Source organism: Bradyrhizobium sp. BR 1433 (assembly GCF_051547665.1).
Lineage (GTDB): Bacteria > Pseudomonadota > Alphaproteobacteria > Rhizobiales > Xanthobacteraceae > Bradyrhizobium > Bradyrhizobium australafricanum.
Map to the genome: position 1 here is coordinate 7442430 of NZ_JBPUGG010000001.1, position 15264 is coordinate 7457693.

11 protein-coding genes and 1 pseudogene are annotated in these 15264 nt (G+C 60.4%); 7 read left to right on the forward strand and 5 right to left on the reverse strand.

Features of this window, described 5'->3' with window-relative positions; genetic code table 11:
* Window positions 1–48 precede the first annotated feature (48 nt).
* The 4 genes from ACSKB9_RS35930 to ACSKB9_RS35945 all read left to right on the forward strand — a co-directional run bounded on the left by ACSKB9_RS35930 (window position 49) and on the right by ACSKB9_RS35945 (window position 4439).
* Window positions 49–903 (forward strand): AI-2E family transporter, encoded by an 855-nt coding sequence (locus tag ACSKB9_RS35930; RefSeq protein WP_438080550.1) that lies wholly within the window; start codon window positions 49–51, stop codon window positions 901–903.
* 284 nt (window positions 904–1187) lie between these two features.
* Complete coding sequence (locus tag ACSKB9_RS35935; protein ID WP_438079099.1) at window positions 1188–2381, forward strand: HlyD family secretion protein; 1194 nt, start codon at window positions 1188–1190, stop codon at window positions 2379–2381.
* 1 nt (window position 2382) lies between these two features.
* Entirely contained in the window at window positions 2383–3942 is a 1560-nt protein-coding gene (locus ACSKB9_RS35940) for a DHA2 family efflux MFS transporter permease subunit (protein ID WP_438079101.1), read from the forward strand.
* Window positions 3943–3965: 23 nt separating this feature from the next.
* Window positions 3966–4439 carry a phosphate-starvation-inducible PsiE family protein gene (locus ACSKB9_RS35945; protein ID WP_225646010.1) on the forward strand — a complete coding sequence of 158 codons (474 nt, stop codon included), beginning with the start codon at window positions 3966–3968 and terminating at the stop codon, window positions 4437–4439.
* 468 nt (window positions 4440–4907) lie between these two features.
* Here the strand turns inward: ACSKB9_RS35945 and ACSKB9_RS35950 are convergent, their stop codons facing one another.
* The 3 genes from ACSKB9_RS35950 to ACSKB9_RS35960 all read right to left on the reverse strand — a co-directional run bounded on the left by ACSKB9_RS35950 (window position 4908) and on the right by ACSKB9_RS35960 (window position 6853).
* Window positions 4908–5330, reverse strand: coding sequence for a hypothetical protein (locus ACSKB9_RS35950; protein WP_411781369.1), 423 nt, complete (start codon window positions 5328–5330; stop codon window positions 4908–4910).
* Between the two features lie 184 nt (window positions 5331–5514).
* Window positions 5515–6378: an SDH family Clp fold serine proteinase gene (locus ACSKB9_RS35955; RefSeq protein ID WP_438079103.1), complete on the reverse strand. Its 864-nt coding sequence runs from the start codon at window positions 6376–6378 to the stop codon at window positions 5515–5517.
* Window positions 6379–6607: 229 nt separating this feature from the next.
* Window positions 6608–6853, reverse strand: a complete 246-nt coding sequence (locus tag ACSKB9_RS35960) for a DUF2188 domain-containing protein (RefSeq protein ID WP_438079105.1) — start codon at window positions 6851–6853, stop codon at window positions 6608–6610.
* Window positions 6854–7411: 558 nt separating this feature from the next.
* Here ACSKB9_RS35960 and ACSKB9_RS35965 point away from each other — a divergent pair.
* Both ACSKB9_RS35965 and ACSKB9_RS35970 read left to right on the forward strand, forming a co-directional pair.
* Entirely contained in the window at window positions 7412–8092 is a 681-nt protein-coding gene (locus ACSKB9_RS35965; RefSeq protein ID WP_438079107.1) for a dienelactone hydrolase family protein, read from the forward strand.
* 262 nt (window positions 8093–8354) lie between these two features.
* Window positions 8355–8879 (forward strand): DedA family protein, encoded by a 525-nt coding sequence (locus ACSKB9_RS35970; protein WP_438079109.1) that lies wholly within the window; start codon window positions 8355–8357, stop codon window positions 8877–8879.
* 243 nt (window positions 8880–9122) lie between these two features.
* Here the strand turns inward: ACSKB9_RS35970 and ACSKB9_RS35975 are convergent, their stop codons facing one another.
* Both ACSKB9_RS35975 and ACSKB9_RS35980 read right to left on the reverse strand, forming a co-directional pair.
* Entirely contained in the window at window positions 9123–10241 is a 1119-nt protein-coding gene (locus ACSKB9_RS35975; RefSeq protein ID WP_438079111.1) for a site-2 protease family protein, read from the reverse strand.
* A gap of 499 nt (window positions 10242–10740) precedes the next feature.
* The gene (locus ACSKB9_RS35980; protein ID WP_225646015.1) at window positions 10741–11415 is read right to left on the reverse strand and encodes an HAD family hydrolase; all 675 of its coding nucleotides are present in this window, start codon (window positions 11413–11415) and stop codon (window positions 10741–10743) included.
* Window positions 11416–12350: 935 nt separating this feature from the next.
* On the opposite strand from ACSKB9_RS35980, the pseudogene clpB reads away from it, so the two are divergent.
* Window positions 12351–14991, forward strand: a pseudogene (gene clpB / locus ACSKB9_RS35985) (ATP-dependent chaperone ClpB).
* The last annotated feature ends 273 nt before the right edge of the window (window positions 14992–15264 follow it).

Below are 15264 nucleotides of genomic sequence, written 5' to 3' on the forward strand. Positions count from 1 at the left end.
TTTGCGCAGCTGATTTCTGGCCGTCCTTCATCACTGCTAGCATCGTTGTTGTTTACTTGCATAATCGGCCTTGTTCTTCTCGTACCCATTGTCTTGACCGTGCGTCAGGTCGCCCAGGGGAGCGACGCTCTTGTGCACGTGCTCAATCGCCTGCGCGAGGGCGGCGTTGTTGTCCCTGCTTGGTTCGCGCAGCTGCCGATTGCCGGCAAATACCTCGATCTCTGGTGGCGTGCCAACCTCAGCAGACCCGAGGCTCTCACGGAATGGCTTCGCGGTGTAAACATCGAAAGTCTGACGAGCTGGACCGGAACGCTCGGCGGCGCACTGCTACATCGTCTCTTTCTCTTCGCCATTACGTTGATCGCGCTTTCCTTGATGCTGCGTGACGGAACATGGCTTGCGAACCGTTCGGTCGTCACCGCTCGGCGGCTGCTCGGCAAACCCGGCACTCGCCTGATCGGCAAGATCGCCGACGCAACTCGCGCCACTGTGAACGGAACGATCGCAGCGGCAATTGTGAAGGGCGCTGTCGTCGGTATCGCCTACGTCATGGTGGGCGTGCCGCGCCCGCTGCTATTTTCGGTGATGACAATTGTGTTGGCGATGGTGCCGCTCGGCGCCTGGGTTGCGCTTGCGGCGGCTTCTCTGACCTTGGTTGTTCAAGACGGAAGCTTGTTGGCGCCTATCGGACTGTTTGTCTTTGGTGCGGCGGTGCTTCTGATCGGCGACAATTTCATTCAGCCGGCTCTTATCGGAGGCAGCGCTGAGCTGCCCTTCCTGCTGGTGCTGGTCGGAATTCTCGGCGGGATGCAGTCGTTTGGATTGGTAGGCCTCTTTCTTGGCCCGGTAATCATGGCGGCGCTCCTGACCGTATGGCGTGAATGGATCGGCATTCGGGAGTGAGGGTTGGGGGTGACCGTCACGAGGTCCCGTTGCTCTCGTCGTTCATCGGGCGGAAAAGCGGACCGCGCGGCTTTCGCCGGCGGTCCAAGTCTTGGGAGGAGCGCCCACGCAGGGCAAGCGACGCGGGGGCGCCAAAGTCAAATCGCAAATCGAGCAGCCTCATGCATTGTCGAGGCTCAATTTTCTGCCTGGATTTTGTATTTCGCGAGAGGCTGACACCCATCAAGGTGCCGACGATCGATTGACGCAACATTGCCACTAACCGGGACGGCGAGTATCGCGCCATGCCAGATAGCGGCTTCGAAGCATTTACGGAAGTTGGCGAACCCACCGCGGCCCGCGCACTCCCGAGGCGTTCTCCTTACCTGGATCGGGAACTTCAGGGTTCGACGGAGAAGCCTGGCGTAGAAGGCGAGCCGGCGCCATCGCGAAGCCGCTGGCGCCGACCGCTGTTGGCCCTTGGTCCGGTCGCGCTGGTTGCCGGCGCGCTCGCGCTTTATCTGATGACCGGCCGCTACGTGTCCGAGGAAGACGCTTATGTTCAGGCGGTGAGCGCGTCGATCAGCGCGCAGATCTCGGGCCAGGTCATCGGCATCGCGGCAAGGTCGAACGCGCCGGTGAAGAAAGGCGACCCGCTCTTCAACATCGATACGGAGACATATCGGGTTGCGCTAGCCAACGCCGAAGCGCAGCTCGGCATTGCACGCGACCAGGCGCACACGCTGATCGAGACTTACCGAGCACGCCAGAAGCAGATCGATGAGGCAAGGGCCTCGGTCGACTACACGCGGGCCAATTATGAACGCCAGCAGCAGCTCTACAACACTGGCACCTCGCCTCGGGCGACGCTCGATGCCGCAATCCGCGACTTTCAGGCGGCGAAGGCCAATCTGGCCAGCTTGGAGAGGGAGGCAGCAGCGGCGCTCGCCCAGATTGGCGGCAACCTGGATTTGCCGGTCGACCAGCAATCCACGGTCAAACAGGCGCAGGCGGCCGTCGATCTCGCCGCGCGCAACCTGCGACTGACCTCTATCGTCGCACCTTTCGACGGCATTCCGCACAACGTCGAGAGCATCGCGATAGGCGTTTTTTTGAATGCCGGACAAGCCGCGTTTCCGCTGGTAGCGACGGGCGATCTCTATGTCGAAGCCAATATCAAGGAGACGGATCTCACCTATGTGAGGGAAGGAAATCCGGCGCGGGTCATCGTTGACGCCTATCCGGACGCGCCGATTGCAGCGCAGGTAACATCGCTGGCACCCGCGAGTGGATCGGTCTTCGCACTACTGCCGCCGCAAAATGCCACAGGCAACTGGGTGAAAGTCGTGCAGCGCATTCCGGTTCGTCTTTCTTTCGATCAACCCGCGAACCACCCGCCACTGCGCGCAGGGATGAGTGTCAAGATCTCGATCGACACCGGCCACCAGCGATCGCTCCGCGAGCTGTGGCGTGACTTCACCGCGATTTTCGGGGCCTGACATGGCGAGCAGCGCCGCAGATAGCAGCATCATGAACCGCGGAATGATCACAGTAACCGTGATGCTTGCGACCCTGATGCAGGCGCTTGATACCACGATAGCCAATGTCGCGTTGCCATATATGCAGGGCAGCCTGTCGGCAACGAGCGACCAAATCAACTGGGTCCTGACTTCCTATATCGTCGCAGCGGCGATCGTTACGCCGGCGACTGGCTGGCTCGAAGCAAGGCTCGGCCGCAAGCCATTATTCCTGACAGCGGTGATCGGCTTCATTGTGACCTCGATGCTCTGTGGGGCGGCCGTATCGCTAGGACAGATGGTCGTCTTTCGACTGCTTCAGGGTATCTTTGGCGCGCCGCTGGTGCCGCTCTCGCAATCCGTGCTGCTCGACGTTTATCCGCCGGAGCGGCAAGGACAGGCGACGGCGATATTCGGCCTCGGCGTCATGTTGGGCCCGATTCTCGGGCCGACACTCGGCGGCTGGTTGACCGACTCCTATAGCTGGCGCTGGGTGTTTTATGTCAACTTGCCGGTTGGCCTGCTGTGCGCGCTTGGCATTTTGCTGTTTCTCGGACGGCGCACCGATCGGCCCCTTGCGCGGCGGCTCGATTGGCTCGGATTTGCGTCGCTCAGCCTGGGCATTGGTGCATTGCAGCTTTTCCTGGACCGGGGCGAGCGCCTCGACTGGCTTTCCTCTCCCGAGATTCAGTTGGAAGCCGCCCTTTTCGTGCTCGGCTTCTATTTCTTTACGGTCCACTCCCTGTCGATGGCCGATCCTTTCATTGATCTTGCGTTGTTCCGCGACCGGAATTTTGTCGTCGGGGTCATCCTGATTTTCATCGTCGGTGTCGTGCTGCTAGCGACGCTATCGATGCTGACGCCCTATCTCGAAAAGCTCATGAACTATCCAGTGCTGACGGCGGGCCTCGTGCTAGCGCCACGTGGTGTCGGGACCATGGTCGCGATGTTGTTGGTCGGGCAACTCATCCGCCATATCGACGGACGCATCTTGATCGCGACTGGTTTCGGACTGACGGCGCTGTCCCTCTATTTCATGACCGGCTTTACTCCCGACGTATCGCAGGGCACCCTGGTCCGCACCGGTTTACTGCAGGGTTTCGGCCTTGGATTCGTCTTCGTACCGCTCGGCACGGTGGCGTTCGGAACCCTTCCCTCGACGTTGCGCACGCAGGGAACCGGGCTCTTCAATTTGATGCGAAATATCGGGGCGAGCATCGGCATTTCCCTGATGAGCTATCTGCTGGTGCGCAATTCAGCCACCGCCCAGGCCGAGCTGGTCGAGCACATCACCCCCTACCGGCAGGTGATACGCGACCATGCCCAGCATTTCGGTCTCGCAACCGTTCAGGGGCGGGCCGCACTTGCCCAGCTCGTTTCTGCACAGGCAGAAGCTGTCGCGTTCATCGACAATTTCAAGCTGATGATGTTCGTGTCCTTGCTGGCGATCCCGCTGGTAATACTGATACAACGTCCACCCCGAGCGCCTGGAAAGAGAGTCCGCCAGGAAGGATTGTGGAAGCGTGAGACGCCAGAAGCGTGAGACGCGGCGTGTCGGAGGCCCTGATGTCGATCAAGCACGAGTTGAGGGATGCGAGAGAACGATTGGGGCTGCTGTCGCTGTATCAACGCTTCGAGTACGTCGTCGTCATGTTCCTCACGGCGTTGATTGCCGTCATCGTCGTCGCCGCCATGTGGACCCTGACCTTGAAGATCTTGTTTGGCCTGGTTCTCGCTGGAGGATTCGATCCATCCGACTACTCGGCGTTTCAGGCTGCATTCGGCATGATCCTGACGGTGATCATTGCACTCGAGTTCAAGAAAACGCTTCTGGTGGTTGCTGAGCGCCGTGATACCGTTGTCCAGATACGCTCGGTCGTGATGATCACGTTATTGGCTATCTGCCGGAAGGTCATCATCCTCGATCTCACAGAGACGGACGCGCTGCACATCTTGTCGCTGGCGGCGGCGATCGTCGCGCTCGGCGTTATCTATTGGCTGATAGGTCGTCGCGATCTGGCGGAGGACGAGATGGCCTGACGTTAGTACGAAGCGCTATCAACCGCTGACGAAAGCCGGCAGTTTTGGGGCGCACTACCTCCGACGGAGGGAAAGGTTGATAAGGTAATTGGGAATAGCGTAGGCTGGCCTACGAGACGGGCGAAATCGTTGACGGCGACGATGGCATCGATATTACCGTCTTTGCCGAATGAAATCCTTGATCCTCCGACCGTCTCGCTCTTATTGACGTCAAGGTTTAGCTTTGGGCTACAGAACGGTAGCCTTGGGCAAGATCGTTCGTCTTGAGTGCGTGAGCCCGAGTTTCCCGCGGCAGCACGATTCATCCACGGAGCAAGAGCGACGATCGTCGAGACGACCGTCGCTGGCGATGGCAACGAGAAATGGGATTTGACAATCAAATCACTTTCGGTTGCTGCCCGGAGACGCGCCATACGATACACGCGCGTCGCCGGTATCATCTGACGAGATCAATCTAGCTGCGGATCGTTACCGAGAAGGCCGGTCCAAGGTATTGGTCGTCGATCCGCTGGTATTCGATCCCGTGGTGCTCGAATCCGTCGTGGTGCTGTCCATGACGATCTGCGTGACGAGCTTGTTGTCGGGATCGATCAGCACGATCCGGTCCGGCAGTTTGACGAAGAGAAGGTTCTTCGTCTCGGGAACCTTATCGGTAACGTTGCCCGGCATCGACTGCGCTGACATGGAATCGGGAACTTTATTGCCAACCTGCGGTTGCTCGCCGGACGGCGCGGGCTGTGATGGCGAAGACGCGAGTCCCTGGCTGACAGCCTGTTGCTGACTTGCCGTCAAATCGGGGTGAACGTCGCCAGAGGCGCGCTGGGCGGCGGCGAAGCTTACGCTGCCAAGAAGCGCAACGGCGATCGCGCCTCCGCGAATTAGTTGGTGCATGATCGTCTCCTGAATAGAGTGAGGGATCAACCGAGGCGGTCGGGGATACCACGACACTCGAGCCGCTTGGTGATCAGGTATTTATACATGTGACAGAGCCGGGCACGTTGACTGCCGTCAAGTTCACACGAGTTTCGTGACTTGATAATTAATGAGGGCGAATTGATCGTGCGACTTGGATGCGTTACGGAACCCGCGGCCATCCGAACGCATCCATCTTCGGTCCTTCCGATCCGCGCCGCTCGACCGGCAGGTACTCCACGCCGCCGCCGCTTTGCATTCGGACGGGTTGCGGATAGAGCTTGAGCAGCTTGAGGACGTTGTGCGGCATGTCGGTGCTCACGGGCAAGCCGAGCGACGTCGCGACGGAGGCCCATATCGGATAGTCGTGGGTCCACGTGCCGGAGGTTAGGGTGTCCGCGACGGCACCGGCTTTCTCCGCGGATAGTCGACGGGTCAGCAGCTCGCATGCGGCCTGTTTGACCTGCGTGATCGCCTTGCGGCCGACGTCGGCCATGATCAGCGTGCGGTCGTCGACCTTTGCAATCGGCTTGTCTGCCAAGACCTTGATCAGCGAGGCGGCCGGTGAGTCCCCGAGTTGCGGATCGATCGGGCCCAGCATGGAATGCTTGCTCATGACGATTTCGTCGGCGGCGAGTGCGATCAGCGTACCGCCCGACATGGCGTGGTGCGGTACAAAGACGGTGACCTTCGCTTTGTGTTCCCGTACGGCTTTGGCGATCTGCAATGCGGCCAGGACGAGTCCGCCCGGAGTATGAAGCACGAGATCAATCGGCACATCGGCGTCCGTCATCTGGATAGCGCGCATCACGTCCTCGGAATCGTTGATGTCGATGTAGCGCGCAAGCGGAAAGCCGAGAAACCGCATCGTTTCCTGCCGGTGCACCAGCAGGATCACCCGGGACTGTCGCTCGCGCTCGATCTGCGAAATCTTGCGTACCCGCAAGACTTCGAGAAACTGCTGCCGCAGCATCGGTTGGAGCGCTGAGAATATGAAGAACATCCAGACAATATCGCCTGTCGACATCGTGTCCTCCTCAGCGAGCGGAACGCTGGTTAGTCGTAACGACTAGGCCAAAGGCAAAACGCTGCTCCGCGTGCAGAGCACAGAGATTTCGTCTTCATCCGAACTCGCGCGGGGAACATTGAGCGCCGTCGTGTCGTGCACCATGATCGTTGTCAATATTTCGTGGCTCAAGGCGGCGCAAATTGACCTTCGTGTCGCATTGTAATTGATGCCTCTTCCAACAGAGGCGCTACCATTTTCTTAGGCCGACCGAACCGAACAATCTGGCGAGCCATCCCCTCGCAAAATTAGTGCAACTCGTTCTTCCGTCAGGGAGATGAACGACGAACCTGGTCCCCAATTCCCGCGCAATTGCTTGCGCGGCAAATTCGGCGTTTTCCCTGGTCGGATAGTGACCGAGCTCGCACCCCTTGTCGTCGCGAACGACCCAGTCGTCGAAATTGTCGTCGGGAAAAACGTGAATGGCCGCAACCATAGGGGAACTCCGCACCACGTGCAAAGATACTGCAATGTCGAACAGGGCGCCGTGATAAAGATCAATTTCGTGCCCGGTCCGGGCCGGGTGGTGGTGGTGTGTGAGAGAATGCGAAACTGATGACAAATATCAAGGAGGAGGCTGATCCGTCCGTCGAGTTTCCGATCGCCGCGGGGAAGGCCATTTCGGAATCTTCCGCGCGATGCCTATGGAATTCTCGTTGCAAGAGGGCTGATTTGCGAGCTTCGCAATCAGTTCGCGTTCTCCTGCTTGCACACGAAGCCGTTCTGGCTGTTCCTGCAATGGGTGCCGGCTCAGTGCTTCGTGATCATACTCTGCCGAGAAGCGGCACGATCATCCTTCCATTGACGGACGTCATGGTCGGGCGAGACCTTGTTGGGCAAAGTTCTTTCAAAAGCTTGCTGCGAACCAAGCTGCGAGCCAAGGTGTGTTGCTCGCGATCAGTGCCTATTGGCAAGGCAAGCGGCGTTTTCGTTCGCAGCGGATAGGCGGGAGAGATAGCGGTCGCCGCAGCGCATTCCAGGAAGGAAAGTAACAATGCGCAATCCTGCTGCTCTAGCGATTGAAGACCAGTTGGTAGCCATCCCAGCGGGCTCGGAATCGCTCTACGGCAGGCTGACGGTGCCGCTAGAATCCAGCGGCCTTATTCTCTTCGCGCAAGGCAGCAGTGGCTTTCACAATCCTCGCAGTCGCTACCTGGATCGCTATGTGGAGCGTCTGCTCAACGAGTCCAATCTTGCGACTCTCCTTGTTGATTTGCTGACGGTCGAGGAGCAAGAAATAGACCTCCGCACGAAAAGGTTGCGGCTCAACATTGCGCTGCTCGCCGAACGGCTGATTGGTGTAGCCGATTGGATCACGCAATACCCGGATACGAAGGGCCTACGGCTCGGCTATTTCGGAACTGACACCGGCATAGCGGCAGCATTGGAAGCGGCGGCGATACGTTCCGATCAAGTTGGTGCGATCACGTCGCGAGGAGGCCGTCCCGATCTCGCCGGTGCTGCCTTGGTGCGCGTCTGCGCACCGACGCTGCTCATAGTAGGCGGAAACGACCTTGAGGCGGTTAAGCCGAACCGGGAAGCGTTCAAGCAGCTGAAATGCGAAAAGCAATTCGCCCTCGTGCCAGGCGCAACACGCTTCTTCGAGGAGCCCGTTGCGCTGGACGAAGTGGCAGCGCTGGCGCGTCGGTGGTATTACAGACACCTCGTTGGGTGAACTCGATCCGCGAAGAGGCGGCAAGGGATCGGTTGAACTACCGTTTCGAGGCCGCTGCGCGAAGCCTGGACGTAAGACATCTAGAGGCGGAGTTCTCGCAGGCTGCCTACGTCAGGGATGTCAAGACCGTTTACCGACTACTCGTCAGCGAGTTCAGCCAAGTCGGACAAAGCGAGGGCGGGCCGCACGCGGAGCGATTGGTCAGTATAGGTAACTGCTGTCTTCTCACATTTCTGTAGATGCTTGGTTGATGCGAATGCCGATGGAATCTTACGCACAGCAAATCATCGACTTCGTGCGTCAGAACGAGGCCTGGGCGCCGCCGATTGTTTTTGCGCTTGCTTTCGGTGAGTCGCTAGCATTCATCTCGGTGTTGGTTCCGGCTTGGGCTGCGTTGATCGCGATTGGTGGGCTGGTCAGCGTGAGCGAGATCAAGTTCTGGCCGATCTGGGTCGCCGCCTCGACGGGCGCTGGGCTCGGCGATTGGGTATCCTACTGGATCGGCTTGAAACTGGGGAAGGCCATCTACCACAGGTGGCCTTTCTCCCGGCATCCGCATCTCATTTCGAAGGGGGAGTCCTTCGTGAGGAAATGGGGCGTGTCCGGCGTCTTCATCGGTCGTTTCTTCGGCCCGTTGCGCGCGGTCGTTCCACTTGTCGCTGGCATCTTCGCCATGCCCTATTGGCCCTTTCAGGTCGCCAATTTCGCTTCGGCATTCCTGTGGGCGGCCGTGGTGCTGCAAATTGGCAAATTCGGATCGGAAGCCCTGACTTGGCTCTGGGAGTAGGCGACACCAATTTCGGCGCCCAAGAGCGATGCAATGGAGAAATTCAATGCGAGAAATACTGCTTGGCTGAGGAGGCAACTGGGTATTGCAATTCGTCATTCACACCCGGCGCTGCGAACGCCCACGGCTCGAACGAGACAATCAGGAATATATTCGAGGTCGCGAGCCCGCAGCCTCGCAAGATCAAAATCGACGGCCGCAAAGGGTTATCGAAACCGACAACGTCGGCGATAACCGGTCCGTTCAGGCTGCCGCGGGCCGGTGGCCGCTGCTCAGTCGGTATCCAGGCGGCATGGCGCTCGCGATCATCAGCATTTCGCCTAGCCGTTCGGAACTCACAAGTCCAACCAGCCGGTCCGCACCATCAAGGACGCCCACGGCGGGCGCACCTTTTTCCTGCAGGAGTTTGAGTGCGTCTTCCAGCGTGCAGCGACGATTGCAGGTCGGGAAAGGCGACAATGTCGCGTCTTTTAGCCGAGCCTCGGGACCGAGCTCTTTCAGAGCGCGGATCAGGTCGGCGCGGGACAGGATACCGACTGGCCGCTGTGCATGATCGACGATCGGGAATTCGCTCTGGCTCGTGTGCAGCAGGAGCTCGATCGCCTCGTTGAGACGCGATTCCGGCGTGAGCATTGCGAACTGCGTCATCGTCGCGGCGTCGACCGGCACGCCTTGCGACAAGGAGCGGAGGGCGACCATATGGGCCTCCGAGGAGGCCGCCAGATAAACGAAGATCGCGATGAAGATCAGCATCGGGCTTCCGAACAGACCGATAAAGCCGAGCGCGAACGCGACCCATTGACCGATCATTGCAGCGATCTCGGTGGCGCGAACGAGGCCGAGCCGCGCTGAGAGGAGCGCGCGCAGGATGCGTCCGCCATCCATCGGGAAGGCGGGGACCAGGTTGAAGAGCGCGAGGAACAGATTCACCGATGCGAGCCGGTCGACCATCGAGACCTGGGCGCTTTCGACCGCCGCGAGCGAGCCGCCGTCCAGTGTCGCGCTCGTGAGGAGGACGAGACCGAACGCGATCACGACATTGACCAGTGGGCCCGCGATCGCGATGAGAAATTCCTCAAGCGGCGTTTGCGGAATGCGTTCCAGCCGCGCGACGCCGCCGATTGGAAGCAAAATGACATCGGGTGTCAGAACGCCGAAGGCGCACGCCATCAGGATGTGGCCGAACTCATGCGCCAGCACGCAGATGAACAGGAGCATCATGAACAGAAGGCTGCTCCAGGCCGCATTGGTCCCGCCCGAGACGTAACTCGCGCCGAAAATCCAGGCGAGGAAGAGGAGGAAAGTGATGTGGATTCGGACGGCTGTTCCGGCGATGGAGCCGAGCTTCAGGTACCAAGACATGGCTTGCCTCACAACGGTCGAGCTTCGGGGCAGGGGCAGGATGAAGCGGCTGTCCTGCTGCTGCGCTGACAAACCGCAACCCCAACGGTGTCAATCCGCTTGCATATTTCGAGGCCGACCCCCGGCTCACGGTCATATCGTTGCAGGCCGAACACGCTAAGAATTTCGAAATTCTCCGTATGCCCGTGATCAGGGGAAACTCGCAGTTGTCTCGTGCGTGCCTCGATCGCCACTTCGTGACAAGAGCGGCCCTCTCATCAAGGGCGGCTGTCGTGAGCAGGCCGGAGGAGGTGACGTCGTTAGACATCTGAGACGATCACACGCGGCTCATGCACTGACGACAAGGACCAAGCGAGCCAGAAGTCGCTACAAAAAGGCTGCCGTGCGAACGAGAGTTTCCTCTCAACGCGGCTGATTGCGCCTGCAAAATGGGGTTCCGCGGCTGTGCCAGGAAGGTGCGTGAGGTATCTTGAGCGTGGCCGTGCTGCGCGTGCAGGCGTCATCGACGGCCGCCAACCTCGTCGACATGCCTCAACAGATCGGCCGGATCATCGTAAACGCGGATTGCACCGGATTGCCTCAACTCGTCTTGCCCATAGCCACCGCTCAAAAGACCAACACCCAGGGCCCGGCATCGTATTGCCGCCAGCATGTCCCAGACGCTATCGCCCACAACCACTGCTGTTTCGATAGGTGCTTCCAGTCGGGCGGCGGCCGCGAGAAACAGGTCCGGATCGGGTTTGGCATATTTGACCTGATCGCGCGTCACTACCGGGATCCTGTCTGGATCGACGCTGAGCGCGGCCAGATTGACGGCTGCGGTTTCCATGCGGCCGCTGGTCGCAATCGTCCACGGAATACCGGCCTCCGACAACCACGACAGCAATTCTCGCGCTCCCGGCAGAGGCCGGATGTATCTGGCCTGCTGACGGTACGCGGCGGCGTGGCCCTCGCGCAGCCGTTCCGCGCGCTCATCGCTAATCTCGAACCCGGTCTCGCGCAGAAGCTGGTCGGTGAACAAGCCGCCGCTCATGCCGATCTTGCGATGGATGCGCCACACCGATAGCTCAATGCCTTCAGCGTCAAGCGCGTGCTTCCAGGCAAGGACGTGTTGGTACACGCTGTCCACCAGGGTTCCATCAAGGTCAAATATAAAGACGGGCTCGATCCGCATCGATTTCTCCTTCTTCGATAGCATTGTCATCTGCAACGACCGAGCATCTTCGATTTGACGGTGCCAGCGAGCGGCAATCCTCGGCCTTGGCAATCAACCGCCGTTCAGGCAGCGAAGACAAAGGCCACCACAGCGCAACTGCTCCGACCAGGTAGCGATTTTGCTGACGGTACGACGCCAAGAATGGCCACCGCCGCATCTGACGTGCTCAAGATGTCAGGTGTGAGGCGCGCCATGGACATCCAGGGCTCGCTTAACGTCGACGCCAGCCCCGTTCGAGGCGACCAATAGCCCGATGCCGAGCGCGACCGCGAGACGGGAGACCAGCGCTTGGGGGTCCTTGGACGGGTCCATGTCCGGACTGTTCTAGGTGCGACCATTGCGCCGCTCGGTAATGGCTACCAGCGTTCGACCGGGTCTCCCTGGTTGCAACAGCGCAATCCATCATTCACCGAAATCTAGGGGCTCCCGCATCGCGAGCACCTTGATTGACGTCAGCTTGCTTGAGGGTTTTCAGCGGCCAATATCTTTGTCGGCCGCTCGGTGCAGCAATCGCGATGCGGATCGTGCGCGCGCAAGCACGGTATGCAGGCTGTGCTATACGACTGAGTGACAGCCAAAGCTTTCGGGAAGCTTTATGGAGGTCAACGCGCTGTGGGTTCGGCCTGGACGATCGAAAAACAGGACGTGGACCGTAAACGTCTTGCCACACAATCGGATGCAATTCCCTCATTCAACCGGCGCGCCGAGCTAGAGATACTAGTCTGGCTGGTAGCCGGCGGAGAGCGGCACCGCTGCGGCGGGGGCGCGGCTATGCCAAATGAGGTCGACGACCACCGGCCGGTTGACCGATATCAACGCGGCCAGGCGGAAACTCAATAATGATATTAGGGAGTGCCTTCGGGCTTGAGCGTCGCGCTGAAGGAAGCAAACCGATGAATATCGAGAAATATACCGAGCGTTCGCGCGGCTTCATCCAGTCGGCGCAATCGCTCGCCATGCGCGAGGGCCACCAGCAGTTCTCGACACTGCATGTGTTGAAAGTGCTGCTGGATGACAATGAGGGCCTTGCGAGCGGCCTGATTGACCGTGCGGGCGGCAACTCCCGCGCCATCCTGAAAGCGACCGAGGACGCGCTGAATAAATTGCCAAAAGTGTCCGGCGGCGGGGCTGGACAGGTCTATCTCGCGCCGGAACTGGCGCGCGCCTTCGATGCTTCCGAGAAGGCGGCCGACAAGGCCGGCGACAGCTTTGTCACCGTCGAGCGGCTGCTACTGGGCCTCGCGATGGACAAGAACAGCGAAGCCGGCAATATTTTGAGCCAGGGCGGCGTCACGACGCAGAATCTTAACGCGGCGATCGAGTCCCTGCGCAAGGGCCGCACCGCGGATTCCGCGACGGCCGAAAACGCCTACGACGCGCTGAAGAAATATGCCCGCGACCTGACCCAGGCCGCACGCGACGGCAAGCTCGATCCCGTCATCGGCCGCGACGAGGAGATCCGTCGCACGATTCAAGTGCTCTCCCGCCGCACCAAGAACAATCCCGTGCTGATCGGCGAGCCCGGCGTCGGCAAGACCGCTATCGTCGAGGGCCTCGCGCTGCGCATCGTCAATGGCGACGTGCCGGAAAGCCTGAAGGACAAAAAGCTGCTCTCCCTCGACATGGGCGCGTTGATTGCCGGCGCAAAGTATCGCGGCGAGTTCGAGGAGCGGCTGAAAGCCGTGCTGCAGGAGGTCATCTCCGCGGAGGGCAGCATCATCCTGTTTATCGACGAGATGCACACGCTGATCGGCGCCGGCAAGGCCGACGGCGCGATGGACGCGTCCAACCTGTTGAAGCCTGCGCTCGCGCGCGGCGAGCTGCACTGCATCGGCGCCACAACGCTCGACGAATACCAGAAGCATGTCGAAAAGGATGCCGCGCTCGCCCGGCGCTTCCAGCCGATCTATGTCAACGAGCCCACAGTCGAGGACACCATCTCGATCCTGCGCGGCCTGAAGGACAAATATGAGCAGCATCATGGGGTGCGCATCACCGATTCCGCGCTGGTGGCCGCGACCACGCTGTCGAACCGCTACATCACCGACCGCTTCCTGCCGGACAAGGCCATCGACCTGATGGACGAGGCGGCGGCGCGGCTGAAGATGCAGGTCGAATTCGAAGCCGGAAGAGCTCGATTCGCTCGATCGCGACATCATCCGGCTGAAGATCGAGCAGGAGGCGCTAAAGAAGGAAAGCGATCCGGGTTCCAAGACCCGGCTGCAGACGCTGGAGAAGGAACTTGCCGATCTCGAAGAGAAATCCGCGGCGCTGACGGCGCGCTGGAGCAAGGAGAAGAACAAGCTTTCCGATGCGGCGAAGCTGAAGAGCGAGCTCGATGCCTTGCGCATTGAACTTGCCAACGCGCAGCGCCGCGGCGAATTCCAGCGCGCGGGCGAACTTGCCTATGGCAAGATTCCCGAGCTTGAGAAGAAACTCGCCTCCATCGAGGACAACGAGGCGCCCGGCGAAATGATGGAGGAGGCGGTCACCGCCAACCACATCGCGCAGGTCGTGTCGCGCTGGACCGGCGTGCCCGTCGACAAGATGCTGGAAGGCGAAAAGGACAAGCTCCTCAAGATGGAGGAGGCGCTTTCCAGGCGCGTCGTTGGCCAGGCCGAAGCGGTGCACGCGGTGGCGACCGCCGTTCGGCGTTCGCGCGCGGGCCTGCAGGATCCGAACCGGCCGACCGGCTCGTTCATGTTCTTAGGACCCACCGGCGTCGGCAAGACCGAGCTGACGAAAGCCTTGGCGGAGTATCTCTTCAACGACGAGACCGCGATGGTGCGCCTCGACATGTCCGAATACATGGAGAAGCACTCGGTCTCCCGTCTGATCGGCGCGCCTCCGGGCTATGTGGGTTATGACGAGGGCGGCGCGCTCACGGAAGCGGTGCGGCGGCGGCCCTACCAGGTCGTGCTGTTCGACGAGATCGAGAAGGCGCACCCGGACGTCTTCAACGTGCTGCTGCAGGTGCTCGACGACGGCCGCTTGACCGACGGGCAGGGCCGCACCGTCGACTTCCGCAATACCCTGATCATCATGACGTCGAACCTCGGTTCGGAATTTTTGGTGAACCAGCCGGAAGGCGGGGACACCTCGGCCGTTCGCGATCAGGTGATGGGGATGGTGCGGGCACATTTCCGCCCTGAGTTCCTCAACCGCGTCGACGAGATCATCCTGTTCCACCGCCTGCAGAAGAGCGAGATGGGCCGGATCGTCGAGATCCAGTTCGCGCGGCTGCAAGAGCTGCTCGAGGATCGAAAGATCGCGCTGACGCTCGATGCTTCCGCACGCGACTGGCTGGCCGACAAAGGCTGGGACCCCGCCTATGGAGCGCGCCCCCTGAAGCGGGTGATCCAGCGCAGCGTGCAGGATCCGCTGGCCGAGATGATCCTGGCCGGCGAGGTCGCCGACGGGGACCGCGTTGTGATCTCGAGCGAAGGCAATGTGCTGACCTTCAATGGCAAGGCGGCGCAGACCGCCGAGGTAGCCCAGTTCGAGGCGCCGCAGGCCAGGCGCAAGCTGCATTAAAAGGGAATGACGTCGTGCTGATCGACGGCGCCTCATAGCCGGACAGCCATGTGTGCGGGCGATTAAGCTGAAGTATCCCACCGGGATAGAAGCGAGCGTAGACGTGGGGTGGCCCGCGGAGGCGGAACCCGGGGAGGGCGCCCGGGTTCCTAGCCCGCCGCAACAACATCCCTCCCTCCAGGGACCGCTCGGCATGGCCGCCCTGTTATGTTCACAAGCCAGCTGAACGGTCGGTGAACTATGCACTTTTAGGAACTAAGAGCGCATGAAACA

What these genes read in the sequence shown, in the direction of transcription:
- ACSKB9_RS35965 (WP_438079107.1), top strand. Translation starts at nt 7,412, where the DNA reads ATGCGCAATCCTGCTGCTCTAGCGATTGAAGACCAGTTGGTAGCCATC.
- ACSKB9_RS35975 (WP_438079111.1), bottom strand. Translation starts at nt 10,241, where the DNA reads ATGTCTTGGTACCTGAAGCTCGGCTCCATCGCCGGAACAGCCGTCCGA.
- ACSKB9_RS35960 (WP_438079105.1), bottom strand. Translation starts at nt 6,853, where the DNA reads ATGGTTGCGGCCATTCACGTTTTTCCCGACGACAATTTCGACGACTGG.
- ACSKB9_RS35950 (WP_411781369.1), bottom strand. Translation starts at nt 5,330, where the DNA reads ATGCACCAACTAATTCGCGGAGGCGCGATCGCCGTTGCGCTTCTTGGC.
- ACSKB9_RS35980 (WP_225646015.1), bottom strand. Translation starts at nt 11,415, where the DNA reads ATGCGGATCGAGCCCGTCTTTATATTTGACCTTGATGGAACCCTGGTG.
- ACSKB9_RS35955 (WP_438079103.1), bottom strand. Translation starts at nt 6,378, where the DNA reads ATGTCGACAGGCGATATTGTCTGGATGTTCTTCATATTCTCAGCGCTC.
- ACSKB9_RS35940 (WP_438079101.1), top strand. Translation starts at nt 2,383, where the DNA reads ATGGCGAGCAGCGCCGCAGATAGCAGCATCATGAACCGCGGAATGATC.
- ACSKB9_RS35945 (WP_225646010.1), top strand. Translation starts at nt 3,966, where the DNA reads ATGTCGATCAAGCACGAGTTGAGGGATGCGAGAGAACGATTGGGGCTG.
- ACSKB9_RS35970 (WP_438079109.1), top strand. Translation starts at nt 8,355, where the DNA reads ATGGAATCTTACGCACAGCAAATCATCGACTTCGTGCGTCAGAACGAG.
- ACSKB9_RS35935 (WP_438079099.1), top strand. Translation starts at nt 1,188, where the DNA reads ATGCCAGATAGCGGCTTCGAAGCATTTACGGAAGTTGGCGAACCCACC.